Genomic DNA, 25,466 nt, shown 5'->3' with positions numbered 1-25,466 from the left:
GTGAAGAAGATCGGCGTGTTGTTTGGGATGGAAAACACCTTTCCGGGAGCTCTGGTCGAGCGCATCAACTCGATGGAGATTGACAGCATTCGGGCGGAATTTGTCGAGATCGGGGGGATTGAGATGGCTAAGCGCAGTCCTTATGCCGTCATCGTCGACCGAATATCGCACGATATTCCCTTTTATCGCTCGTACCTGAAGAATGCAGCGTTGACGGGGACGGAGGTGATCAACAATCCGTTCTGGTGGTCGGCTGACGATAAGTTCTTCAACTACGCGCTGGCGGAGAAGCTTGGTGTTGCCGTGCCTCGCACGGTGCTGTTGCCGCACAAGAACTATCCGCCGGACACCAACCAGCGCTCCATGCGCAACCTGCAGTACCCGCTCGACTGGGACGCGATCTTTGAGTATGTAAAGTTTCCGGCGTTCCTGAAGCCGCACGACGGCGGCGGCTGGCGCGATGTCTACCATGTCCACAATCGCGATGAGTTCTTCCATGCCTATGACCAGACACGCGATCTCTGCATGACTCTGCAGGCAGAGGTTAGGTTCCAGGAGTACTTTCGCTGCTACGTCGTTGGGCAGGAGGATGTGCGGATCATGACGTACGATCCGCGCAGGGAGCATGCGCAACGATATGTGCTCGATCCGCCGGAGTACCCGAAGGCCCTGCTGGCGCGGGTCAAGAAGGATGCGTTGAAGCTTTGCCGCGCGCTTGGCTATGATCTGAATACCGTTGAGTTTGCGGTGGAGAATGGTGTCCCGTACGCCATCGACTTCATGAATCCCGCGCCCGATGCCGACCGGCATGCGGTGGGAGAAGAGAGCTTCGAGTGGATCGTGGACCATGTCGCGAAGCTCGCGATCAAGAAGGCGAGGCTGGCCGGGGAGCCGATGAAGGATCTGCGCTGGTCGAGCTTCCTGGGCGCTGGGCCCGCGAAGAAGGCTCCGGCAAAGAAGAGTGCTGCGAAGAAGGTTCCAGCGAAGAAAATGGCCGCGAAAAAGGCCGTAACGAAGGGAAATCAATGACGATACGCACGATGTGGATGCCGGGACTATGGACTGCTTGCCTGCTCGCGATGAGCGCTTCCTGTTTCGGTCAGACCAAGACGGTCGACACGCAGCAGCGGGCCGAGAACCTGAGCGGGTCCGTTTACTCCGAGGACGCAGGTGGGGCCAGGCAGGCGATGAGCGATGTGATCGTCGCGGAGTGCACGCGCGGTTTCAAGAGCTGCATGATGATGTCTAAAACGGATGAACAGGGACGATTTTCGATCTCCTCGGAGCAGAACACGAGAGTTCATTACCTGCAGTTTTTGTCGCCGGGCTTCAGTGAGTCCCAGGTGACCGTGACGCTGGCCAAAAACGGCGGTAAGCTCAGTGTTCGACTTGTGAGCAATATCTAGTTTCGCCAGAGGTTGAATCATGCGACCGACCTTCACGCTGGGAATCGAAGAAGAGTATCAGACGATCGATCCGGTGACCCGCGATCTTCGTTCGCATATTGCAACGGAGATGCTGGCGCAGGGGAAGCTGCGGCTTGAAGAGCGCGTGAAGGCCGAGATGCATCAGTCAGTCATCGAGGTCGGAACGCGCATCTGCCGTAATATCGGCGAGGCGCGGGAGGACATCTACGACCTTCGCCGCAACATGATTCGTCTTGCGGAGGAGCATGGGCTGGTGCTGGTGGCCGGGGCGACACATCCCTTTGCCGACTGGCGCTCGCAGGAGATCTATCCCGACCCGCGCTATGCCAAGGTTGTGGAAGATCTGCAGCTGGTGGCACGGTCGAACCTGATCTTCGGACTGCATGTGCATGTGGGGATCGAAGACCGCGAGGCGGCGATCCGCATCATGAACTCGCTGCGGTATTTTCTGCCGCACATCCTGGCGCTCTCGACAAACTCGCCCTTCTGGCTGGGGATGGAGACCGGCTATAAGAGCTATCGCGCGAAGGTCTTCGAGAACTTTCCGCGCACCAACCTTCCGGATACGTTCAATAGCTACTCGGAGTTCGAGAACTATGTGAACCTGCTGATCAAGACCAACTGCATCGACGATGCCAAGAAGATCTGGTGGGACGTGCGTCCCCATCCGTACTTCAATACGGTCGAGGTGCGGGTGTGCGATATCCCTCTGCGTGCCGAAGAGACGATTGCGATTGCCGCGCTGATCCAGGCGACGGCGGCAAAGCTTTGGCAGCTTCATGAGCGCAATCTGGACTTTCGCCAGTACTCGCGTGCGCTGCTGATGGAGAACAAGTTTCGTGCGGTGCGTTACGGGCTTGCGGGGAAGCTTATCGACTTCGGCAAAGAGCAGGAGGTTCCTGAGAAGGAGTTGATTCTGGAGTATCTCGCGTTCATTGACGATGTGCTGGATGAGCTCCAGTGCCGGGATGCGATCGGCTACATTCGCACGATGCTGGAGCAGGGTTCGGGGGCTGACCGGCAGTTGCGTGTGTTTCGAGAGACCGGGGATTTGAAGGCGGTGGTGGATTACATGGCGGCTGAGACGAAGGCTGGGTTGTAGGGAGATCGAGGAGCGCTGTGCGACGCTTTTCCAGCCCATGCCTGGAGCGGTGAGTCATTCATTCGTTAGAGAAGGATGGTCTGTTCAGCACAGCGCGAAGCGTGTTCCCTGATGCTTCAGCATCAGGGAGACGGAGGGAGCCGTAGCCTAAAGGCTACGGCTCCCTCCGTCCGCGACGCTAAAGCGTCACGGTTTGCGCTTCGCGCTATGGGGTAGCGCTGGTTCTTTAACGAACGAATGACTCACCACGAAGAAGCTACGGGCGTGTGCCCAGGTTGCTGGTTCCGTCCGTTGTTGGGATAGCGGGCAGACCGGCAACGATCGGAGTAATCACGGGGGTAGCAAGGCCGATCAGCTCGGTCACGGGGTTACCTTGTTCGGTTCCCACCCAGACGTTGCCCGAGCCGTCGATCGCCAACGCAAATGGGACGTTCAGGCCACCGCCCGTATAGCCGTTGGTTCCGGAGAGGATTGTTCCGGTGCTGGAGAGTTCAATCAGGGAGCCTCCAGCATTCGCTACCCAGGCATTGCCCGAACCGTCGATCGCGATTCCCGCTGCCTCATCTATGGAGCTGCCGGTGTAGCCATTTGTCCCAGAGAGGACTGTCCCGGCGCTGGAGAACTTGGTCACGGCGACACTCTCTTGATTCGCCACCCAGGCGTTGCCCGAGCTGTCGACCGCAATCCCCGTTGGGACTCTCAGGCTGCCACCCGTATAGCCATTTGTCCCGGAGAGGACTGTCCCGCTGCTGGAGATCTTGGTCACGGAGTCACTCTCTTCATTTACCACCCAGGAATTGCCGGAGCCGTCAATCGCGATCCCGCCTGTGGTTTCCAGGCCACCGCCCCTATAGCCGTTGGTCCCGGAGAGGATTGTTCCGGCGCTGGAGATTTCATACACGGACGAACCCTGGAAATTAGTCACCCAGGCGTTGCCGGAGCTGTCGATCGCGATCCAAGATGCTGCGTTTGACGATGTCAGTCCGCCGCCCGTATAGCCGTTTGTCCCGGAGAGGATTGCTCCGGTGCTGGAGAGTTCAACTACGGCACCACCTAATCCATTGATCACCCAGGCATTGCCCGTACCGTCGATTGCGATCCCTATGGGATTGTCCAGTCCGCCGGCGGTATAGCCGTTGGTTCCGGAGAGGAACTCTCCGGCGGGGGAGATCTTGGTCACGGAGTCAACTGCCAAATCAGTTACCCAGGCGTTGCCCGCGCCGTCGATTGCGATCCCAAAGGCGTGGTTCAGTCCGCCGCCGCTGGTGTAGTTGATCCCGAGGGACAGGTCCTTGGGAGCGCTGAGGAAGGGCTGGAAGGGACTGGCGTTGGTGGCGAGATTGAGCAGGGCGGTGAGATTGGCTGCCGGGTGCTGTGCCATGTTGATGGCCGCCGTGGCTATGTCTCCGGGCACCGTGCCGTACGTCGTATTGGCGAAGAGCGTGCTGCATCCCGACGAGCTGACACCGTTGGAGTTGACGCAGGAGGCCAGGATGTTCGCCACCGTGTTGATCGTAGTCACGGGAACGACGGCGTTGCTGTTCAGGGGCAAGGTCGGATTAGGAGCACCGCTGGTCTGGTTCACGAGATTCAGCGCGGTATTGAACGCATTGGCCAGGCCGGTCCCAGAGAGTGCATGGCCCGTTACGGCGCTGGGAGCGCCGATGTGCAGGGGATCGGTGGCAAAACCCGCCAGCGCATACGCGGCAGCGACCGTGGTGACCTCATTCATCGATATGGACGTAACCCCTGGAAAGGCCGAGCTGGCGCAGTCGCCCACCACCGCCAGCAGCGTGGCGGCGGGATTCGGCGTGCCGGCAACGCCTGTTCCGGCCAACTGCGGATCGCCGCCGGTCGAGTACAGGTAGACTTGCTGGCCGGAAGTACAGGCGAACGCCCCATTGATAGCGAAGTCGCCAAAGGTGTCCGTAGTGACGTAGAAGTTCCCATTCGTATCCGCCGGATTTCCCGTGGCGGCGGTCAGCAGCGAGGTCGACGCATTGCCGGTGGCACCTGCAGTCGGTGCGATGCCGTTACCGCCGTAAGCGGCTGTGCTGGCGGCATACATATAGACATGCGCGCCACTGAGCGGCTGCTGGCCTCCATGAACCACGCCTTGAATGTGCATCGCAGTTTGGGCCGGGGTATTGGAAACATCCCCGAAGTTTGCCGAGCAGCCGCTCAGCCCCAGAGCAAAAGCCACGCTCAGTACGCTGGCCACGGACGAAAAAGATAGACGATGGTTGCTCACGAAATTCTCCCACACCGGAACGGTGGTTTTATGCGTACAGCTTATGCAGAACAGGGGCCGAATCCAGATAGAGAGAAAGGGACCGAGCCAAGATAGATTAGCAGTCGGTCGGTAGCACTTTGAACCGCAAGGTGTAAAACTTCATCGGAAATACTGACCTAACGAACAAAGGCGCTCATTCCTGCGCGAAGAGGCTAGTGTGCTGAGTCACCAGCGTTACCCATAGCGCGAAGCGCGTTCCCTGACGCTTTAGCGTCAGGGCGACGGAGGGAGCCGTAGCCTTTAGGCTACGGAAATAGAGGCTTAGCAAAGATGTGGCCTTTAGGCCCGGGTCTTCTTTCGGCTGCGGACAAAAGGCCCGGGGCTAAAGCCCAATTCTTGCTTGGCCACTTGTTCCGTAGCCTAAAGGCTACGGCTCCCTCCGCCCCGCGACGCTAAAGCGTCACGGTTTGCGCTTCGCGCTATGGGGTAATGCTGGTTCTTCAACAAATTAACGACTCACCATAGTGCTCTCTCCGTATTTCTTATGGAAAGCGAGCGGCGGTAGCGATTACCAGCTGAGTTGCATCGTTACTTTTTGTCGGCTGGCCTCCAAGGCTCGTTGCGGGAGGAGTTGGGCTGGCGATGTTATCGAGAAAGATGGACGTAAGCTTTGAGGCTGCGGCGCACGTTACCTCGTCAATATTGGGTTTGTCGAACAGAAATTCCCGCAGCAACGAGCCGTGAACAGAGTCGAATTCGAATAACCTCTGTCGCGGTTTGGTGCTCGCTTCAGCCGAAGCAGTGTGCCCGGGCCCTTCCATGACTTGTGCGCGCAGGACCAGGGGGTAGCGCGCACCTGAGACCAGAACATCATGCAGGACGAATCCTCCTGGCAGTTCAATCGGGATCGATCTGTCTTCTCCCACGGGGCTGAGTACGCGGATAGGCCTTGCCGTGCCCGGATAGGTAAGCAAGACCTGACTGCCGTAGGGCACAAACTGCGTTCGTTGCAGAACCGCAAGATCAGAACGAACCGTGGCAGAGGATTCCGCCTCCTTTAGCGATCCGTAGGTCGCGTAAGGATCAGAGCGAGAACGATCTTCAAGATCGATGAAGTGGCGGATCGTTCCATCGTCCTTGAGGAGAACAAGCACAGGTTGCAGATTGATCTCATCCCAGCCCAGCACGATGAAGTCGCCGGGGCCAAACATCGCAACCTTAAGCGGTTTGAATTTCAGGTCGAGTTGTAGCAGCTTCGCATTGTCGCCGTCATGGTCTGAGAGCGAAAGGAAATAACCTGTTTCGTGTGGGGTGGCCGTCTCGTCGTGCTCGTCACGCTTCACCGCTTCCAGCAGTGTGACTAACTCATCTTCGGCGACGAAGAAGTCTTTGACCGAGATGTCTGTGAACTCCAAAGGAATCTTTCGGTGAATGTCTAACACTTCACCGCTTGGAGAGACCCTGAAAAGTTCAGGTACCGCCAGCGAATTAGGCAATGTGGATTCAGCATTGATATCCACGAAGGTTGTGCCATCCTCCGAACAATGGGCAGAGGATCGAACGTTTTGCCTGGGTAGACTCAGGATGGGCTTCACTTCGGAGAAGCGAAGCGTTTTCTGCCGCCAGGGTGTTGTGGAGACGGCAGGAGCCTTTGGCACAGCGAGTACAGCCTGCGGGGTGCTTTGTGCTCCTGTCGCAGTTGTCATCAGGATGAGGAGGCTCCAGGATGCGAGGCAGAAGGTTTTAGAAAGACCGATCATCACACTGTGCCTGGCCATACCGATGGGCGATCCTCTATTGGGAAGACGGATGGGTTGGGGAATCGCTCGATTATTTTTGCGATGCCTGGAGCAAGGGCACGCTTTGCGGCTGACGACGGGCTTCTTTGCAAGGGAGTACAGCATTCCCCTGGTTTCGTCGGCGGTACATGCAGCTGCGAATACAGGGGTTTCTCCACTCCCGTTGGTCGGTCGAAATGACAGGTTTGGGAGGTAGGTTGTAATCAGTACAGTTGAAGCGCCAGGCAGAGGATGTCCCGGGTTGTCCTGTGCTGTCGTGGCGCTGCCAATGCGGGGGTCCTTCGCGTACCGCTCAGGATGACGACGAAAAACAAACAACGGCAACGACGAAAAACAACAACGACGATGACGAAAACAAGCAACGGCGATGAAGGGAAAGCAGTTACGGCGTTGAGTGTAAAAAGAGCCCGTTATCCTATGAATAAAATGGCCATAATTCCACAAAATAGATGGGTTCTGGCCTTCACAGGCACGTTATCCTTGTATGAATGGTGGGTGAAGAAATGAAGACATTGGATACGTTGCAGGCTATCGCTACTGAAGTAGCGCCCACCGCGGGGACTGATCTGCGTGCCGTTGCTTTTCCGTCCGAGTACGCTCCGGGTGCGCGCAATGCGGTTGTCACCTGCCTCAAGATCAAGCCCGAGGAGAAGGTCACTCTCATTACGGATGAGAGCTGCCTGGAGATTGCGGCGTCGCTTGCCAGCGAGCTCGATCGCGCGGGATGTACGTGGAATGCCTTTGTCGTCGATCGCATCGCGCCGCGCCCGTTGAAGGGGATGCCGGAGGCAGTTCTCAGCGATATGGAAAGCTCTCAGGTCAGCATCTTTGCCGTGCAGGTGCAGCCGAATGAGCTGCTCAGCCGCATGCAGATGACCGATGTCGTCAACCGTCGCCAGATGCGTCATGCGCACATGGTGAACATTACCCCTGAGGTAATGGTGGAGGGCATGCGCGCGGACTTCAATGCGGTCGACCGCCTGAGCCAGGTGGTGCTCGATAAGGTGCGCAAGGCGACTTACGTCCGGGCGACGACGGCTGCTGGAACGGACATCCGCGCGGAGCTCAACCCGAGCTACAAGTGGTTCAAGACCTCCGGCATCATCAGCACGGAAAAGTGGGGCAACCTGCCGGGCGGCGAGTGCTTTACCGCTCCTGGCGAGGTCAACGGCGTCTTCGTTGTGGATGGTGTGGTCGGAGACTTCCTCTGTGCGCGGTATGGGATTCTGCGCGATACCCCCTTGACGGTGAAGATCAGCAAGAATCGCATCACGTCGGTCTCCTGTGCGAACAAGGAGCTGGAGCGCGAGTTCTGGAGCTATACCCATACCGATGAGAACTCGGATCGCGTGGGCGAGTTTGCGATCGGCACGAATATTGGGGTCTCGAAGGTGATTGGAAATATTCTGCAGGACGAGAAGTTTCCGGGGATTCATATTGCATTCGGCGATCCTTATGGCAACCACACAGGAGCTCCGTGGAAGTCGACGACGCATATTGATGTGGTGGGGCTTTCGTTCAACATCTGGCTGGGTGGGGACGAGGGCGAAGAGCAGATCATGAGTGAAGGCAAGTTTCTGGTTGCGGCGTAAGCAAGTGGTCGTGTAGTGGTGTCCTTCGGCAGCAGCGATTGGTGTAGTTGAGGTTGGAAAGGTGCCAGCGGTTTCGGTGGGGATGGAAGGTTTCGGGGTCCTTCGACTGCGTAGCTCGCAAAGTACGCGAGCTACTTCGCTCAGGATGACGATCTTGTGGGAGGGGTGAAAGACCCCATGGTTCTGTGTTGCCTGTTCTGGAATTGTTGTTGCGATGTAAGCTGAGCTGAACCTGATGATCGAGCCCTTTCGCAGTGACTTCAACGCGCGCTTCACGCAGGCGAAGTATGCCGAGTTGTTGCAGCGGCTGAACGAGCGCACGCAGACGCAGGTCGATTTCCGGGTGGCGGAGACGCCGTGTTTTTTCGCTCCGGAGTTGATGGAGCGCATGGCGCACGCGGGTGTCGAACTTACTTCTCAACTGCTGGGCAACGTGCACTATATGCGGGATTCGGCGGCGACGGTTCCCGCGGCGTATCGCGTGCCGAACGAGGATGCACACCCGCACTTCATGGCTGTGGACTTCGGACTGGTGCGCGATGAGTATGGGCAGTTGCAGCCGAAGCTGGTGGAGATGCAGGCGTTTCCTTCGCTCTTCGGTTATCAGGCGGAGTTGTCGCGGGCGTATATCGAGGTCTATGGGCTGGATCGCGATCTTCGTTATTTCCTCGGGGGGCTGGACGAGACGGGCTATTGGTCGCTGCTGCGTGAGGTGATTGTCGGCAGGCACGATCCGCAGAATGTGGTGCTGGCAGAGATTGCACCGGAGACCCAGAAGACTTTACCCGATTTTCGTGTCCATGAGCAGAGGCTGGGGATCAAGACGGTGGATGTCTCCAAGCTCATCAAGCAGGGAAAGAAGCTCTTCTATTGTGATGAAAGCGCGGGACAGTTGGTGCCAATTCATCGCATCTATAACCGCGTGATCGTCGATGAGTTAGAGCGGAAGGGGATTGTGTTGCCCTTCGACTATCGCGATGAGCTTGAGGTGGAGTGGGCGGGGCATCCGAACTGGTACTTCCGGGTGAGCAAGTTTTCGCTGCCGCACCTGGACCATCCGACGGTGCCGCCGGCGATCTTTCTGGATGACTGGTATGCAGGTGTTGGACGTGACCGGTTGCCGGAGGATCGCAGCGAGTGGGTGTTCAAGCCGCTGTACTCGTTTGCGGGTAAGGGAATTCAGTTTGCGCCGACGGATGCCGATCTTGCGGCTGTGCCTCCTGCCGAACGGCATCATTACCTGCTGCAGCAGAGGATGCGCTTTGAGCCGGTGATCCAGACCCCTGAAGGGCCTACGCAGGCTGAGGTTCGCATTCTGTATGTGTGGCCGGAGGGGAAGAGCATGGTACCGATGATGAGCCTGGTGCGGATGGGGCGCGGGTTGATGATGGGGGTGGATCATAATCGCGATCGGACGTGGGTTGGGAGTTCGGCGGGGTTGGTTTTGTAGTCGTTTGTTTTTCGTCGTCATCCTGAGCCGTAGGCGAAGGACCCCCGTATTGGTAGCGGCATCGAAGCATAGGTGAAACCACGAGATCGTACACGAACACTCTTGGTGGATACGCGCGTTTATGCCACCACGAATGCGGGGGTCCTTCGCGTACCGCTCAGGATGACGACGAAAAACAAGCAACAACAAGGGCAAAAACAAGCAACGACAAAAACGTAGACAAGAGCTAGGGTAAGTTGTTAGACAGGTTCCTGAGGACGCTTGATGCCGCTGCTGCAACCCTTCCGTTCCCTTACCGCTACGCAGCGCCGTGCTTTTACGGCATGCTTTCTTGGCTGGACGCTCGATGCCTTCGACTTCTTCATCCTTACGTACTGCCTCGACTCGGTGGCGGCGTCGTATCACGTCAACCTTGAGACTGTGGCGTATAGCCTGACCTGGACGCTCTGCATGCGTCCGCTGGGTGCGCTGCTCTTTGGTCTGCTGGCGGAGAGGTTTGGGCGGCGGCCTACGCTGATGATTAATATCATCTGCTTCTCGGTCTTTGAAGTGGCCTCGGCTTTTGCGCCCACGTTCCATATCTTTCTTATCACTCGTGCTCTGTTCGGGATTGCGATGGGCGGTGAGTGGGGTGTGGGCGCGGCGCTGGCGCTGGAGACGCTTCCTGCGGAGAACCGTGGGTTCTTTTCAGGGCTTCTGCAGGAGGGCTATGTCACAGGGAACCTGTTGGCGGCGGCGATCTATGGGCTGGTCTTTCCGCACCTGCATGGACATGGGTATCTCACCAACTGGCGCGTGATGTTCCTGATCGGTGCACTGCCTTCGCTGCTGGTCTTCTACATTCGTTCGGGTGTGCAGGAGTCGCCGTCCTGGGAGGCGAGCCGCCGCAAATCTCTCGGGACGGCGCCGCACTCACTTGGCTCGGTCTTCCAGCAGATCGTGAAGCATATGCCGCTGTTTCTGTTCCTCGTCCTGCTGATGACGGCGTTTACGTCCTTCAGCCACGGAACGCAGGACCTGTATCCCACGTTCCTGAAGCACGATCATCACCTGACGCCGCAGACGACTTCGATGGTGGCGATCATCGGCAATATCGGCGCGCTGCTGGGAGGCATCTGCTGCGGTGCGCTCTCGGAACGCTATGGGCGGCGGCGCACGATCATCATCGCCGCGCTGCTGGCGATTCCCGTGATTCCGCTCTGGGCCTGGAGCCACACGGCGGCGATGCTCGCGTTGGGTGGCTTTGTCATGCAGTTCATGGTGCAGGGAGCGTGGGGAATCATCCCGGTTCATCTGAATGAGCTTGCGCCGGCGCAGGTAAGGGCGCTCTTTCCGGGGCTGGCGTATCAGTTGGGCAATTTGATTTCATCGCAGAACGGTCACTTTCAGGCTGCGTTAGCTTCGCGATACTTTGGCGGGCGGTTGACGCCGGTGATGGCTCTGACAGTACTGTTGGTGGGATTGGTGGTGGCTTTGGCGACGGGGTTTGGCCGGGAGGCCAGGGGCGCGGACTTGTCTTCTGTCTGAGGCCTAGTGTGGTGAGTCATTCGTTCGTTGGACCAGGGTTACCCATAGCGCGAAGCGCGTTCCCTGATGCTTCAGCATCAGGGAGACGGAGGGAGCCGTAGCCTTTAGGCTACGGAATAAGGGGCTGGCAAAGATGCGGCCTTTAGGCCCGGGCCTCCTTTCGGCTGCGACCAAAAGGCCCGGGGCTAAAGCCCAATTCTCGCTTAGCCCTATTTCCGTAGCCTAAAGGCTACGGCTCCCTCCGCCCCGCGACGCTAAAGCGTCTCGGTTTGCGCTTCGCGCTATGGGTAACCTGGTTCTCCAACAAACGAATGACTCACCACACCAGGCTTGTCTTTTGTTTGGTTTATCTGGTCTTATAGTGGGTCGAGCTGGAGACAGCGCTGGCGCACCTTGAAGGGGTGCCGGGTTGCTCGGGGTTCGCAGGAGAGTTTTCATGTTCGTTGCCGCTATTCCGACCCCCACGAAGCTGCACGCCGCAGAACCGTTTCTTATCCAGCAGGACTGGGCCGGCTACACGCCGGAGCAGCATGATATCTGGCGCGAACTTGTGTTGCGGCGCATGCCGCAGTTGGAGCAGCATGCCTGTGCGGAGTATCTCGACGGCTTCCACCAGATCGGACTGCAGGCCGACCAGTTGCCCGATCTGACTGCGGTGAGCAAGCGGTTGCAGCCGCGTACGGGGTGGCAGTCGACCCCGGTGAGCGGGTTTCTGCCGGCCGATGCGTTCTTCGAAATGCTGGCCGCGCGCATGTTTCCGACGACGACCTGGATTCGCAGCCGGGAGTCGATGGAGTACACGCCGGAGCCCGATATCTTCCATGACGTCTTCGGGCATGTGCCGATGCATGCGCACCCGGTCTTTGCGGACTTCCTGGAGCACTATGGCAAGGTCTGCGCGGGGCTGACGAGTGCGGATGCCCTGGAGCGCATGGGGAGGCTCTTCTGGTTCACGGTGGAGTTTGGCGTGATTCGCGAGCGGGGTGCGATCAAGGTCTATGGCAGCGGGCTGATCTCGTCGCATGGAGAGTGCACGCAGGTGGTTGAGCGGATTGCCGGGTTGGAGATTCGGGACTTCAATCTGGATCAGGTGCTGGAGGAGAAGGTCGATACTGGCAATATGCAGAAGGTGCTGTACGCGATTGAGTCGTTTGAGCAGATTTATGAGGCGACGAAAGAGGCAGAGGCGCGGTTGGGGTAGGGTGGTGGCTTTGCTTGGGCGTTTTGGGTGGTACGAGCGAAGAACGGGAGGAAGCAGGTTCCTCGGCTGCGCCTCGGAATGACAACCAGAAAAGCAAGAGCAACGACAAAGGCAGAAGCAGGTTCCCTGCGGGAATGACAACCAGAAAAGCAAAGGCAGAAGCAGCGACAAAGGCAAGTGCTGCGGTTCCGGTCAGACAGAATTTGCTTCCAGCGCTCATTCCCGTTACCCTTAGTTGTATGAGCTTTTCGCGCATCGCAACCTGTTGTCTTTGCCCCGGCACCGGGGCGTCGATGTTGGTTGCTCGATAGCGAGCACAGATTGACGATTTCCCTAAGTGCCCACGAAAAGTTTCGTGGGCCTTTTTGCTTTGATTCCTGACCTGGAGAACAGACTTGAGCGACACAGCAACCCCCGCGACGCCCGTAGCCGCGCCCAAAGAGACCAAAGCCCAGAAGGTCGAACGCCTGAAGCGTGAGAAGAATCCCTGGAATGCCTGGGATGAGGTGCGGCAGTTTGCGCGCGAAGGCCGCGACAGCGTACTGCCGGAGTGGACCGGGACATACTTCAAGTGGTGGGGCGTCTACACGCAGGGCGATGGCGTCGGCGTGACCGGCGGCGTCGGCGGTGAGGGGAAGGCCAGCGAGTACTTCATGATGCGCATCGGCCTGCCCAATGGCATGCTGACCGCGAAGCAGCTCCACGTGATCGCCGATATCACCGCGAAGTATGCACGGGGCATAGCCGACATCACGACGCGCCAGAACATACAGTTGCACTGGCTCACGATTGAGTCGCTGCCCGAGGTCGTTGACGCATTGACGGCGATTGGGCTTTCGCCCAAGGGCGCTTGTGGTGACGTGGTCCGTAACGTGACCGGCTGCCCGCTTGCCGGGCTCGATGCCGATGAGTTGATCGATGCCTCTCCGCTGGCGGTGGAGATCGCGCACAAGCTGACGGCGAATCCGGAGTTCTATAACCTGCCGCGCAAGTTCAAGATCACGGTTACCGGTTGCCCGCTCTGGTGCAGCTATCCGGAGATCAACGACGTCGCTCTTACTGCGCTGAAGCGCGTGAAGGATGGTAAGGAAGAGATCGGCTATAGCCTGCGTGTCGGCGGCGGTCTTTCGACCGAGCCGCATCTCGCGGTGCGCATGAATGCGTTTATCCCGCAGGACAAGGCCTATGACGCCGTCAAGGCGGTCTGCGAGATCTTCCGCGAGCAGGAAGTGCTGCGTGAGAACCGCACCCGTGCCCGCATCAAGTACCTCTTTATGCGCAATGGCTGGACTGCGGAGACGATGCTGGCGGCGATTGAAGAGAAGCTGGGCTTCAAGTTCGATCCGTGCGAGGAAGGGCCGATTGCCAAGGACCTCTATCGCGACCACGTTGGTGTGCATCGCCAGAAGCAGGAAGGCCTGAGCTACGTCGGGGCGACGGTTCTGAACGGCAGGCTTACGGCTGACCAACTGCACTCGCTGGCCTCGTTGAGCGAGACCTCCGGCGATGGCCAGTTGCGCGCCACGATCGGACAGAACATCGTGCTGGTCAACATTCCTAATGCGAAGATTCCAACGCTGGTACAGGAGATCACCGGGCTGGGCCTGCAGGTTGAGCCGACGGTCTTCTATCGCGGCGCTGTGGCCTGCACCGGCACCGAGTTCTGCAAACTGGCGATCGCGGAGACCAAGGGCTTTACCAAGTGGCTGGTGGGAGAGATGGAAGAGCGCCTTCCGGAGTTCGATCAGCAGCTGCGGCTGCATGTGACGGGCTGCACGAACAGCTGCGGCCAGAGCTGGATTGCGGACCTCGGACTGGAAGGCAAGAAGATCAAGAAGGATGGCAAGATGGTCGATGCCTACTACTTCTGCGTCGGCGGGGCGGTGGGCGAATATGCTGGTATTGCGCGCCAGATCGGCTATCGCGCTACGGCAGAGGACTGCCCGGAGGCTATCGAACGTCTGCTGCGCGGGTATCTGTCGACGCGTGCGGAGGGCGAGAGTCTGCGCAGCTACTTCCGGCGTACCAGCGATGAGGATCTGCGGGCACAGCTTGCGGGAGCGGTGGTTTCGGCGGTCGAGCGCGATCCCGCGCCGGGCCGTGTTCCGGCGAATGTAGGCTAAGGATGCAACGATGAGTCTCTTTCCGATCTTCCTCAAACTTACGGCCAGGCCCTGCGTCGTTGTCGGCGCGGGCCTCATTGCCGAGTCGAAGATTGAGAGCCTGCTGCTTGCGGAGGCACGGGTTACGGTCATCGCTCCCGAGGCGTTGCCGCGCGTTCAGGAGTGGGCTGAGGCGGGGGAGCTTCAGTGGCATCGGCGTGAGTATGCGCCTGGCGATCTGGCCGGAGCGTTTCTTGCTGTAGCTGCTACGGCAACGCCGACGGTGAATCGCGCGGTCTTCACCGAGGCCAATGCGGCGGATATTCTTTGCAATGCGGTCGACGATCCTCCGTTCTGCGACTTCTATTTTCCGTCTGTAGTGCGGCGCGGCGAGTTGCAGATCGCTATCTCTACTGCTGGGGAGAGTCCCGCGCTGGCGCAGCGGCTGCGCAAGGAGATCAACGCGCAGTTGCCGCTGGATACCGGGGAGTGGCTGGCGGAGCTTGGCCGTCTGCGGCGTGAAGTCACGGCGGTGGAACCCATTGGCGAGCCGCGCAAGCTGTTGCTGCATGAGCTCGCACAGCGCGAGGTCTGCGGCTATGATGGCTGCCCTTCGCGGATGAGAGCGCGGCAGCACGCGCAGGAACATGGATTCCTTTCTGCTGAGGAGATTTTGTGATGACCCAGGCGGTGAAGGGAACGGTTTATCTTGTGGGCGCAGGACCGGGCGATCCGGAGCTTTTGACGCTGCGTGCGCTGCGACTGCTGGAGTCGGCAGATGTCGTCTTCCACGACGACCTTGTGCCGGATGAGGTGCTGGCGTTGGTTCATCGCCATGCGTTGATTACCAGTGTCGGCAAGCGTTGCGGACGGCCGCGCATTACGCAGGCGGGGATTCATGCGCTGATGATCGACTCCGCGAAGGCGGGGCAATCCGTGGTGCGGCTGAAGAGTGGCGACCCGCTGGTCTTTGGGCGTGCGGGAGAAGAGATTGCGGCGCTGCGGTCGGCGGGGATTCCTTTTGAGGTGGTGCCCGGCGTGACTGCGGCGTTTGCTGCGGGGGCCGCGCTATCGCTGCCGCTTACGGATCGCAAGAGTGCGTCCAAGCTGATCTTCTGCACCGGGCATCATGCGGCGGACAAGACGGAGGCTACGCCGATCTGGGCGGGGCCGCTGCCGGAGGACGCTACTCTGGTTCTCTACATGCCGGGTCGGGATACCGAACGGATCGCGCGGGAGCTTGCTGCCGCGGGTGTTTCGGGGAATACGCCGTGCTGTGCGATCTCGCAGGCGGCGACGCCGCGGCAGAGCTATGCTGCGTGCAGGCTGTCGGAATTGGCCGGGCTTACCTGTGGGCCTGCGCCGTTGCTGTTGCTGATTGGGCGGGCGATGGAGTCGTTGCTGGATTCGGGTGATGTGGGTGAGGCGGCGGATGGGGTGATCGCCGAGGCTGTGAGGGGCGTTGTGTCGGCGGGGGAGTAGGCTTCTTGCGCGCGTCGAAAGAACGGCCCGGGGCTAAAGCCCAATTCTTGCCTGGCTTTTATTCCGTAGCCTAAAGGCTACGGCTCCCTCTGACTCCGTGACGCTGAAGCGTCACGGAACGCGCTTCGCGCAGCCAGATGACGTGCGAAAGGGTGAGAGAGCATTAGCTCTCGCACCCTTTTCTTGTGCCTTGTTGTTCTTACAGGTTGTTACTTGCTGGCGGCATCGCCGGCAGGTGCTTTGGTTAGCGGCGAGGTGATCTCGTCGAGGTAGTCCTTTGTGCCGTCGACGCGGACCATCGCCGGGAAGCGTTCGCCGTCGTGGTAATCGACGTCGATCGGTTTGATGTAGCTCTCGGTCTGCATCAGGAAGTGGATCGGTTCCGTATTGGACTTGGCGGCTACGAGCGCCTCGTGCAGGCTGTCCGTGCTGAGGACGTGGCCGTTGACGGCGATCAGCTTCTGGCCGGGGGCCAGCTTGGCTTTGTCCGCGGGGCCTCCCCAGCGTACGTCGTAGATTACGCCTTCAGCATTCAGGCGCAGACCCAGCGAGTACCAGACATTGGGCCCTGAGAAGCGGCGGTTGCCGGCTCCCATGTGCTCCGTGTCGGAGGGGTGATCCTGGTAGACGATCTTGTAGCCGCCGCGCTCGATGCCGGCGAAGTCGGCGTGCTCGTTGGTCAGGTCGACATGTTCGTGCAGGAAGCCTGCCCAGTCGAACTTCACCACCTCGTTCAGGTCGGCGATGATCTCGGCCCGGTTGTAGGTCACGATCAGAGGACCGGTGTTGCCGCCCTTTGCGAGGAAGAGGTGGAAGAAGTCGGTGAGAGACTTCTGGTCGTTGGTAAGTTCGCGGATCTTCGTATCGGCGTCGAGCCAGAGCAGCTCGCCTTCCTGATAGTAGTCCTGTCCACGGCGCCAGTTGGACCATACGGGACTGTTGCTGCGCAGGACGCTGGCGGCGAGTGCGGTGTCGTCGGTAGAGCGCCAGTTGCGGCCGCTCTTGTAGTCGAGCGAGGCGGCCGAGGCGGCCAGGTTGTCGCGGTACTGTGCCTGGGATTTGAGGCCGGAACGTGCGGCGAGCACATTGCCCATGTACTGCGTCATACCCTCATAGACCCAGAGCAGCTCGCCGACTTCCGGGGCGGAGAAGTTGGTCTGGTAGAGCTTGTCGGGGCGACGATACTTGCCGTTCCAGGAGTGGGTGAACTCGTGGGCGAGCAGATCGGCATCCCCTGCTTGATGGTGTGCGTCGGAGTAGGCGAGCTCGTCGACTCCGTTGTCGGAGGACTGGCCGTGCTCCAGTCCCTCACCGCCGGCGACGTCGGAGAGCGTCAGCAGGAAGTGGTAGACGTTGTAGTGGCGTGAGTTGTAGGCAACTCCGGCCTCGCGGACGAGGTTGGAGACCTCCTGCAGGAACTCGGGGCGCAGGTTGGAGTCGTTGGGCTCGTCGGAGACGACGTCGAGGTAGTGCTTCGGCGTGACCTCGGGGGCGAGTGCGAACTCGTGGAAGTACTCACCCGCGATCACGGGGGAGTCTTCCAGCTGCTCTACCGTGGTGGCGTGGAACTCCGTGGTACCGCCGGCCTTGGCGTTGGGGTCGTAGTTACCGGTGGGCTGCAGTGCCGTACCGATGCCCCATCCGGCCGGGACGGTGACGCTGGGCTGAATGGCGATCTTGGCTACGGGAAGGTTGGCGGGGTAGAGCAGCAGCTTCTCCCACTCGAGGACGGCGATCTTGTCCGAGGCGCGAGCCAGCACGATGCAGTCGAGATGGGCGTGGAGGCTTGTCACTCCGGCGGGAATATCGAGATGGAACGCGTAGAGATCGACGTCATCGCGACGCCACTGCAGGGTCTTGCCGTTGGCGGTGAAGACGACGCCGGTGATGTCCTCGACCGGGCCGGTGGGGCGATGGTTGCCGGGAATCCACTGGGGGGTGGTGAGCGTGAGGTGTCCGGGCTTGACCGGGAGGTCAATCTCCGCGTGATAGAGCTTGCGTGGGGCTTCGGTAAGGTCGGCGGTGATACGGATGGGTGTCTGCGAGAACGCGGGCAGCATTACAGCGAAGACAGACGCAAAGAGCAAGGTCCTGGTGAGCATGGTGCAGGTGATCCTCTCTGAAGCAACAAATTTTCAGTGTTACTCAGAAGACGTAACTTGAGCACTCTGGGACGCAGCCTCCCCTGTCCTAATTGGACAGGGCTTGTTCGATAGCGCTGACGATGCGGGGATCGCTGGGGAGCATGTCGGGGGCAAAGCGGGCGATGACGGTGCCGTCGCGGCCTACGACAAACTTTTCGAAGTTCCAGAGGACGGCGGGCAGCGGTGCGGGCTCGGGGAGGCCCTGGGACTTGAGGTAACCGGAGATATTGCCGCGGAAGCCTGCGTCGTTGACGACATGCTCGGGTGCGGCCGAGGTAAGTTCGGCGTAGAGCGGGTGCTGGTCCGGGCCGGTGACGGTGATCTTGGCAAACACGGGGAAGGTGACGGGATAGTCAAGCGAGCAGAACTTGGCGATCTCCTGGTTGGAGCCGGGTTCCTGGCCTGCGAAGTCGTTGGCGGGGAAGCCGAGGATGACGAAACCCTGGTCCTTGAACTGCTGATAGAGGTTTTCGAGATCGGTGTACTGGGGGGTGAGTCCGCAGCGGGAGGCAACGTTGACGATCAGCAGGGCCTTGCCGGAGAAGTCGGCGAGGGTGGTGGGGGAGCCGGAGAGGGTCGTGAGCGGGAGGTCGTAGAGAGTCGGCATAGATAGGATTATCGCCGAACCGCTCGAAGGTTCAAAAAGACCTGGGTTTTGAAGAGAGTTGGGGGCTGCTGCGGGGCGGTCTGCAGAATAAAAGCCGATAAAAACTGTTCCCGTATGCAAGCGGTTTGACAACCTAGCGTAGGATATTTATCGGTGCGCCCTGCGGGTGCCCGAGGTTTAGCGAGGCATGAGCATTTTTGATGTTCTATTTGGAAAACCGATAGCGACCAGTGCCGAACACGACGAGCACATTGGCGTAGCGGCAGGAGTCCCGATCTTCGGGCTGGATGGACTTACCAGTGCAGCATATGGACCGGAAGCGGCCATGACCCTTCTGATTCCCCTGGGGTTCTACGGCGTCTACCACTATCTGCTGCCAATCTTTGCATGCATCCTGACCCTGTTGACGATTCTTTATCTCAGCTACCGGCAGACGATCCAGGCCTACCCCAATGGTGGCGGCTCGTTTACCGTTGCCAGTGAGAACCTGGGCGATCACGCGGGGTTATTTGCGGCTGCGGCTCTGATGATCGACTACATCCTGACGGCTGCGGTGGGCATTTCGGCCGGTGTAACGGCTTTGGTGAGCGCGGCTGAAGGCACGAAATACGGTCCGACGTTGCACCACTACCAACTGCTGATGTGTTTAACGATCCTGGCGGGGATTGCAATTGTTAATATGCGCGGTGTTAAGGAGACGGGCGCCGTCTTTATGACGCCAACATTCTTGTTTGTGGGGACGCTGCTTACGACCATCGGCGTGGGGGTGTATCACGCGCTGGCATCGGGTGGCCATCCACTGGCGCTGAGTGCGCCGCCGCCTCCGGTATCTAATCCGCTGCGTACGCTGACACCGCTGTTGATGATGTGGCTGCTGATGAAGGCGTTTTCCAACGGATGCGCGGCCATGACAGGCGTTGAGGCCGTGTCGAATGGTGTGACGGCGTTCAAGGAGCCGCGTGCGAAGAACGCCAATCACACGCTGACGGTAATTATCGGCATTCTGATCATCCTGCTGTTCGGGCTTTCGTTTGTAGCGCGAGCGTATCACGTGACGGCGATGGACCCGGATGCGACCAACTACCAGAGCGTGCTATCGATCGAAGTGGCGGCTGTGTTTGGGCGCGGGTGGTTCTACTTTTTGACGATGGGCGGCGTACTGGCGGCGCTGTCCTTCAGCGCCAACACGGCGTTTGCCGACTTTCCGCGTATGGCACGGGCGATTGCAGGAAAGGATTACCTGCCGCATGTGTTCCTGCTTAAGGGGCGCAGGCTGCTTTTCTCCCATGGCATCTACGCTCTGACCGGATTTACCGCGCTGATTCTTATTCTGTTCAGGGGCGTGACGGACAGACTGATTCCTCTCTATGCTATCGGCGCTTTTCTGGCGTTTACGCTGAGCCAGGCGGGCATGGTGAAGCACTGGCACAAGACGCTGGACGCTCCTCACCGGCATGTGAAGATGTTCGTCAATGGATTGGGTGCGGTGGCGACGGGAATTTCGCTCTGCATCATCCTGGTGACGAAGTTCATGTACGGCGCCTGGGTAACGGCTTTGCTGGTGCCTTTCCTGATCGGTCTCATGCTGATGGTAAAGCGGCACTATTCACGCGTGAAGCGCGAGACGGAAGATCCGACTCCGTTACGGCTCACGGGTCTGGAACCTCCTATCGTCGTGATCCCGATGGCACGGTGGGACAAGATCACGGAGAAGGCCATGCGCTTCGGCATGCTGATGAGCCCGATCGTGAAGGTCGTCCATGTGGATAGCGACGATTCGGATGCCCTGGGCTGTGTGTGGGACCAGATGGTGATCAAGCCGGTGCGCGAACACAATATGGCCGAGCCGGAGTTGATTACGGTGAAGAGCAGCTATCGCACGATCCTGTCTCCGCTGATGGACTATGTGCTGAAGCTGGAAGACGAGAACCCCGGACGCAAGATTGCGGTATTGCTGCCGGAGCTTGTCGTGCGGCATTGGTGGGAGAACCTGCTGCATAACCAGCGCGTGCAGTTGCTGAAGCTGATGCTGTTGCTGAAGGGCAATCAGCGGATTGTTGTGGTGAATATTCCGTGGTATCTGTGAGGTTGTGATGCTTGCGGGACGTCTGATGGAGGAGGTGCGTCGATCGGGATTCGACGCGCTCGAAGAGATCGTGCACCTCTTTATCGGCGGCTCGGAGCTACATGGCGCCAAGGTTGGCGCCACGGACGACCTTGATATCTATGGGGTATTTATTGAGCCGCCGAATGTGGCGCTTGGACTCAATCCCAGGGACCACTTTGTCTGGTCGACGGCGAGCGATGAACGCCGCAATGGACCTGAAGATGTTGACATTACCTTGTACTCGTTGCGACGGTGGGCGGAGCTGGCGGCGAAGGGCAATGCGACGGCGTTGCATTTTATCTTTGCTGACGCAACGGCTGTGAGTGATGTGTCGTGGTCACTTGTGCAGGGTCGTCGAGAGCTCTTTCTGTCGAAGCAGTCCGCGGAGCAGTTTCTCGGTTTTGCAAGCAATCAACTGCAGAGGATTACCGGCGAGAAGGGGCATGGCGCTAAAGGCCAGCGGCCGGAGTATATCGGCAGGTTCGGTTACGATACGAAGGCCGCCATGCATTGCCTGCGCCTGTACTTTGAGTGCATCGAGTTGATGGAGAAGGGAACCATCACATTGCCTCGCCCGGAAAAAGATCTGCTGATTGAAGTGAGAAGCGGTGCATGGACGTTGGAGAGGCTTCTCGAAGAGGCGCATTCGCTGCATCAGATTGCGGAACTGGCGGCAGAGAGATCTCATCTGCCAGCGATGGTCGATGCGTCTGCGATCTCAAGCCTGATTGCGGAGGTTCATTTGAGGCAGTGGGGGATGAGAGCGAGCGGCAATCGGTGAGAGACCGAGGGTGAAGATTCGAGCTTCCGTGGCGCGACCGATGAGTCGGGCTTTCAGCCCTCTACGTCTTTTTTGCCTGTAACCCAGGGCTACGCCCTGGGCTGGGATGAAGCGGGCCGTTAACCCTTACTGGTGGCTTCGGCTTTAGGGCTTGCAGGTGCGGGCGAAGAACGGGAGGAAGCAGGTTCCTCGGCTGCGCCTCGGAATGACAACCAGAAGAGCAAGAGCAAGAGCAAGAGCAAGAGCAAGAGCCAAAGCCAAAGCCAAAGCCAGAGCCAGAGCCAAAGCCAGAGCCAAAGCAGATTCCCCGCGGGAATGACAACTAGAACAGCAACAGCAACAGCAACAGCAACAGCCAAAGCCAAAGCCAAAGCCAAAGCCATTGCAACGCTGGCTTAGCTGAGTGAGCGCAGGCGTGCGACTACCGCTGGAATGATCTCGAGGGCGCGGTCGATCTCTTCGGCGGCGGTGAGGCGGGAGAGAGAGAGGCGCAGGCTGGAGCGGGCTTCCGCGGGGCTGAGGCCCATCGCCAGCAGGACGTGCGAGGGTTCTGTGGCCCCGGACTGGCAGGCTGCGCCGAAGCTCGCGGCGATGCCCTGGATGTCCAGCGCGATGAGCAGAGCTTCGGCGTCGACGCCGGTGATGCGCAAGTTGGTAGTGTTCGGGACGCGCGGTGCGCCTGAGGCGTTGAGGTATGCGTTGGGGATTGCGTTGAGCAGGCCTTGTTCGAGACGGTCGCGGAGGGTGGTGAGACTCGTGGGGTTCGGGGTTTCCGCTGCGAGGGTCGAGTTACGAGAGTCGAGTTGCGAGTTGAGCCACTCGTGGGCTAGCTCGGCGGCGCGGCCGAGACCGACGATGCCGGGGACGTTTTCTGTGCCGGCGCGGCGCTGGCGTTCGTGAGGGCCGCCGTGGAAGAGCGGTGCGAGCTGGACTCCCTTGCGCACGAAGAGGACGCCGGTGCCTTGCGGGGCGTACATCTTGTGGCCGGAGAGCGAGAGGAGGTCGACGTTCTTGAACTCGCCGGAGAGATCGAGGGGCAGCTTGGCAGCGGCTTGTACGGCGTCCGTGTGGACGAGTGTGCCGTGGGCCTTCGCGATGCGGGCGAGTTTGCCGACGGGCTGGACGGCGCCGGTCTCGTTGTTCGCCAGCATGATGGAGACGAGTTTGGTGTGCGGCTTCAGCGCGGCTTCGAGCGCGGAGGGGTCGATGACGCCATCGCGTGAGGGGGCGAGATAGGTTACTTCGATGCCGCGCCGTTCGAGCGATTCAGCGGTGTAGAGCACGGCATGGTGCTCGATGTTCGAGGTGATGAGGTGTGCAGGCTCGCCGGAGTCGAGATAGGGCTGCAGGACGCCCGAGAGCGCGAGGTTGTCACTCTCGGTGCCACCGGAGGTGAAGATGATCTCCTTCGAGGTGCAGTGGAGGAGCTTGGCGATAGCGCCGCGAGCGTGCTCTACGGCAGAACGCGTGCGCTGGCCGGACTGGTGCGCGGAGCTGGGGTTTCCGAAGCTCTCCAACCAGAAGGGGCGCATCGCCTCGACGATTTCGGGAAGGACTGGCGTTGTTGCGTTGGCGTCGAGATAGATGCGCTGCATGACTTGATTCTATTTCGGCGGAGTGGCGGCTGCACTGGCGACGCTGGCGGCGTCGAGTGTGAGCGGGCTTTGCAGCGTCATCTGAAACTGCCAGCCGGCGGCGATGAGAATCTTGGGCGGCTTCGAGCTGCTGTTGTGCGAAAAGAGGCGAGCGAAGAAGCCCTTGGGTTTGGGCGCAGGTGCAGGAGCCGCCGGCTGCATCGCGATCTCGCTTGGAGTCAGGGGAGCGACGATGCTGCTGGGAGAGAAGCCGGAAGCATCCGTGGCGTCCAGGTCTGAGGTGTAGCCGTTGGCGAAGACCAGACGCGTGAAGTGAATCTGGACGAAGGGCTGGCCCGTCTTCTTCGCCCTTTTGATGATGGCGGTGATCTGTCCTTCGGCGAGGGTTCCGACGGGGAGGGCAATCTGGTCGCCTACCGTGACCGGAAAGGCGATCGAGGCCGTAACGGTGTCGCCGGCCTTCATCCCCTTTTTCGCAATCGGGGTGACGAGCGTGAGCGGCGCGACGATCCCGGTGGGAATCGTGAGGCTGGATGAGGCTGCAGGCGATGTGTTGACTGCGGTCTGTTGTGCGGTAGCGGCCGGCAGGGCCAGGAGGAAGAGATTGGCGATCAGGAGTAAGGTGCGGAAGCGAAGCTGCATGATGGAGTCCCTTCGAGCTTCTGGTGCGGCGGTTATTTCTTGACGGTGATGGATGAAGAGGTAGCTCGGGTGTGGGCAGAATGGTCCGCAACACTGGAGATCACCACCGGCGGATCAGGACACACGGTTGGAGGAGTAGGCGGCGTCGGCGGTGTGGCGGGCATGCCTGGAATGACGGTATCGGGGGTTGCAGGAATGCCGGGGATCACGGTGTCGGGTGCTCCATCGGCGCCGGGGATGGTGATATCCGGCGTGCCGGGATTGCCGGGAATCGTGACATCGGGTGTGCCCGGAGAGCCCGGGTCGCCTGGGTAGCCGGGGCTGGGACGGCACAAGGTAGCCGGAACGAAGTCTCCTGGGGTGGGAGCCTGGGCGAGCGAGATGGCTTGAGTAATCTCGGTTGCGTTCAGGGCGAGGGATGACCGAAGCGGCATGGTGATCTGCGCGCCGTTATCGAGCAGGAGATCGTTGTTCGTACTGACCTTCACGGTTACAAGAGCACGGATCGATGGCTTCGTCAGAACGATCGTGTAGCCATTGGGGAAGATGATCTTGTCGAACTGCAGATGGAAGAGTGCCTGATTCGATTTCCTGACCGGGTTGGTGAAGGACGTGATGGTGCCTTCGACAAAGGTGCCGTAGGGAATGACCGTCTGGTTCCCGACGCTGACGGGAACAACCGTTTCAGCGTAGAAGAGGTCGCCGGGTTTGGCGCTGGCGGCCCAGACAGGGCGTGTAAGCTCCATCCCTATTTGGGTTCCAGCGGGGATGAGGAGGGTGGGCGCGGCATTCGAGGTCTGTGATGGGATGGGTGTGCTCTGCGGCGGCGCTGCGAAGCTGCTTTGAGCGGAGAGAAGAGTGGCAGTGAACATCAGTGAGAGTGCGAGACGCATAGAGTCCACCTGTAGGGAAAGTGCTTGTGTTGGAGTAGAGATGCCAACGCCCTACGCTCTGCTAGAACACGGACAGCCTGTAGTTGTTGCGTGAGATAAGCGCAAGTCTAACGGAGCATTTGTTAGCATGGTGTCGCTCCAAGAGCAGAATTTAACCGAGGTGAAGAGATGCAAGTAAGGATGATTGTGGCAGGAATTGTTCTGGGCACGTGTTGCCTGAGAGCGACGGCGCAGATGCCCATGGGATCGGCGGCAAAATCCGTTATCGGCGCGAAGGCGGAGCCCTCCAAGGCCCTGGATGACATGCTGAACCTTCTTGAAGATGAACTGATGGGAGCGGTGAAGGCGATGCCGGCGGAGAAGTATAGCTTTGCACCGAGTGCGGCGATCTTCGCTCCTTCCCAGACCGTAAAGTTCGATACGGTGCGTACGTTTGCGCAGCAGGCGACGCATCTGGCTCAAGCGAATTACTACTTCTACAGCACGGTAAGCGGTATGAAGCCGGAAGTCGACGTGAAGGCCATCGGCGAGATGACGAAGAAGGACGATATCGTCGCTGCACTGGCTGCGTCGTTTGTGTTCGCGCACAAGGCGCTCGCTACGATCACTCCGGAGAATGCGTTTGTAACGATCAAGGGCGCTGATGGGATGCAGACCCGCGCAACGGTAGCGGCCTTCGGAGTCGCACACGGATACGACCACTACGGGCAGATCGTGGAGTACCTGCGGATGAACGGGATCGTGCCGCCAGCAAGCGCGAAGTAAGACAGAGTGTAGAGAGT

General features: G+C 59.6%; 20 protein-coding genes. 13 read left to right on the top strand and 7 right to left on the bottom strand.

The window, feature by feature from the left end; translation table 11 throughout:
- The 3 genes from HDF15_RS12040 to HDF15_RS12030 are packed head-to-tail and all read left to right on the top strand — an operon-like array spanning window position 1 to window position 2,529.
- Window positions 1–1,029 (top strand): RimK family alpha-L-glutamate ligase, encoded by a 1,029-nt coding sequence (locus tag HDF15_RS12040; protein ID WP_184255988.1) that lies wholly within the window; start codon window positions 1–3, stop codon window positions 1,027–1,029.
- On the top strand, window positions 1,026–1,406 hold the full coding sequence (locus HDF15_RS12035) for a hypothetical protein (protein WP_184255822.1): 381 nt from the start codon (window positions 1,026–1,028) through the stop codon (window positions 1,404–1,406). Before HDF15_RS12040 ends, HDF15_RS12035 begins: the two co-directional genes overlap by 4 nt.
- Before the next feature lie 19 nt (window positions 1,407–1,425).
- Entirely contained in the window at window positions 1,426–2,529 is a 1,104-nt protein-coding gene (locus tag HDF15_RS12030; protein ID WP_184255820.1) for a carboxylate-amine ligase, read from the top strand.
- 256 nt (window positions 2,530–2,785) lie between these two features.
- Here HDF15_RS12030 and HDF15_RS12025 read toward each other — a convergent pair whose 3' ends face one another.
- Window positions 2,786–4,780 (bottom strand): NHL repeat-containing protein, encoded by a 1,995-nt coding sequence (locus tag HDF15_RS12025; RefSeq protein WP_184255818.1) that lies wholly within the window; start codon window positions 4,778–4,780, stop codon window positions 2,786–2,788.
- Window positions 4,781–5,304: 524 nt separating this feature from the next.
- Window positions 5,305–6,468, bottom strand: coding sequence for a hypothetical protein (locus HDF15_RS12020; protein WP_184255816.1), 1,164 nt, complete (start codon window positions 6,466–6,468; stop codon window positions 5,305–5,307).
- A gap of 596 nt (window positions 6,469–7,064) precedes the next feature.
- Between HDF15_RS12020 and HDF15_RS12015 the strand changes: the two genes are divergently transcribed.
- The 7 genes from HDF15_RS12015 (at window position 7,065) to cobA (ending at window position 15,915) form a co-directional block, all read left to right on the top strand.
- Window positions 7,065–8,153, top strand: a complete 1,089-nt coding sequence (locus tag HDF15_RS12015) for an aminopeptidase (RefSeq protein WP_184255814.1) — start codon at window positions 7,065–7,067, stop codon at window positions 8,151–8,153.
- Between the two features lie 235 nt (window positions 8,154–8,388).
- The gene (locus HDF15_RS12010; RefSeq protein ID WP_184255812.1) at window positions 8,389–9,603 is read left to right on the top strand and encodes a hypothetical protein; all 1,215 of its coding nucleotides are present in this window, start codon (window positions 8,389–8,391) and stop codon (window positions 9,601–9,603) included.
- Between the two features lie 264 nt (window positions 9,604–9,867).
- A complete protein-coding gene (locus HDF15_RS12005; RefSeq protein ID WP_184255810.1) occupies window positions 9,868–11,130 on the top strand; it encodes an MFS transporter in 1,263 nt (420 codons plus the stop codon).
- A 436-nt stretch (window positions 11,131–11,566) separates the two neighbouring features.
- Window positions 11,567–12,331, top strand: coding sequence for a phenylalanine 4-monooxygenase (locus tag HDF15_RS12000; protein WP_184255808.1), 765 nt, complete (start codon window positions 11,567–11,569; stop codon window positions 12,329–12,331).
- 395 nt (window positions 12,332–12,726) lie between these two features.
- Window positions 12,727–14,454, top strand: a complete 1,728-nt coding sequence (locus tag HDF15_RS11995) for a nitrite/sulfite reductase (RefSeq protein ID WP_184255806.1) — start codon at window positions 12,727–12,729, stop codon at window positions 14,452–14,454.
- Between the two features lie 10 nt (window positions 14,455–14,464).
- Window positions 14,465–15,112 carry a bifunctional precorrin-2 dehydrogenase/sirohydrochlorin ferrochelatase gene (locus HDF15_RS11990; RefSeq protein WP_184255804.1) on the top strand — a complete coding sequence of 216 codons (648 nt, stop codon included), beginning with the start codon at window positions 14,465–14,467 and terminating at the stop codon, window positions 15,110–15,112.
- Window positions 15,112–15,915 carry a uroporphyrinogen-III C-methyltransferase gene (gene cobA / locus HDF15_RS11985; RefSeq protein WP_184255987.1) on the top strand — a complete coding sequence of 268 codons (804 nt, stop codon included), beginning with the start codon at window positions 15,112–15,114 and terminating at the stop codon, window positions 15,913–15,915. The genes HDF15_RS11990 and cobA overlap by 1 nt, the downstream gene beginning before the upstream one ends.
- Before the next feature lie 209 nt (window positions 15,916–16,124).
- Here the strand turns inward: cobA and HDF15_RS11980 are convergent, their stop codons facing one another.
- Both HDF15_RS11980 and HDF15_RS11975 read right to left on the bottom strand, forming a co-directional pair.
- Window positions 16,125–18,017, bottom strand: coding sequence for a M61 family metallopeptidase (locus tag HDF15_RS11980; protein ID WP_184255802.1), 1,893 nt, complete (start codon window positions 18,015–18,017; stop codon window positions 16,125–16,127).
- An 88-nt stretch (window positions 18,018–18,105) separates the two neighbouring features.
- Window positions 18,106–18,666: a glutathione peroxidase gene (locus HDF15_RS11975; RefSeq protein WP_184255800.1), complete on the bottom strand. Its 561-nt coding sequence runs from the start codon at window positions 18,664–18,666 to the stop codon at window positions 18,106–18,108.
- A gap of 187 nt (window positions 18,667–18,853) precedes the next feature.
- On the opposite strand from HDF15_RS11975, the gene HDF15_RS11970 reads away from it, so the two are divergent.
- Complete coding sequence (locus HDF15_RS11970) at window positions 18,854–20,752, top strand: APC family permease (RefSeq protein WP_184255798.1); 1,899 nt, start codon at window positions 18,854–18,856, stop codon at window positions 20,750–20,752.
- Between the two features lie 34 nt (window positions 20,753–20,786).
- Window positions 20,787–21,554 (top strand): DNA polymerase beta superfamily protein, encoded by a 768-nt coding sequence (locus HDF15_RS11965; protein WP_184255796.1) that lies wholly within the window; start codon window positions 20,787–20,789, stop codon window positions 21,552–21,554.
- A 395-nt stretch (window positions 21,555–21,949) separates the two neighbouring features.
- Here the strand turns inward: HDF15_RS11965 and HDF15_RS11960 are convergent, their stop codons facing one another.
- Genes HDF15_RS11960 through HDF15_RS11950 form a run of 3 tightly spaced genes read right to left on the bottom strand, consistent with a single transcriptional unit; the run spans window position 21,950 to window position 24,684 of the window.
- Window positions 21,950–23,149 (bottom strand): cysteine desulfurase family protein, encoded by a 1,200-nt coding sequence (locus tag HDF15_RS11960; protein ID WP_184255794.1) that lies wholly within the window; start codon window positions 23,147–23,149, stop codon window positions 21,950–21,952.
- A gap of 9 nt (window positions 23,150–23,158) precedes the next feature.
- On the bottom strand, window positions 23,159–23,791 hold the full coding sequence (locus HDF15_RS11955; RefSeq protein WP_184255792.1) for a hypothetical protein: 633 nt from the start codon (window positions 23,789–23,791) through the stop codon (window positions 23,159–23,161).
- Between the two features lie 32 nt (window positions 23,792–23,823).
- The gene (locus HDF15_RS11950; RefSeq protein WP_184255790.1) at window positions 23,824–24,684 is read right to left on the bottom strand and encodes a hypothetical protein; all 861 of its coding nucleotides are present in this window, start codon (window positions 24,682–24,684) and stop codon (window positions 23,824–23,826) included.
- 168 nt (window positions 24,685–24,852) lie between these two features.
- Between HDF15_RS11950 and HDF15_RS11945 the strand changes: the two genes are divergently transcribed.
- Entirely contained in the window at window positions 24,853–25,449 is a 597-nt protein-coding gene (locus HDF15_RS11945) for a DinB family protein (RefSeq protein WP_184255788.1), read from the top strand.
- Window positions 25,450–25,466 lie beyond the last annotated feature (17 nt).

This window comes from Granulicella mallensis (assembly GCF_014203225.1).
GTDB classification, from domain to species: Bacteria; Acidobacteriota; Terriglobia; order Terriglobales; family Acidobacteriaceae; genus Granulicella; species Granulicella mallensis_A.
Note: the sequence above shows the minus strand (reverse complement) of the source record. Positions and strands in the feature narration are given on the sequence as shown.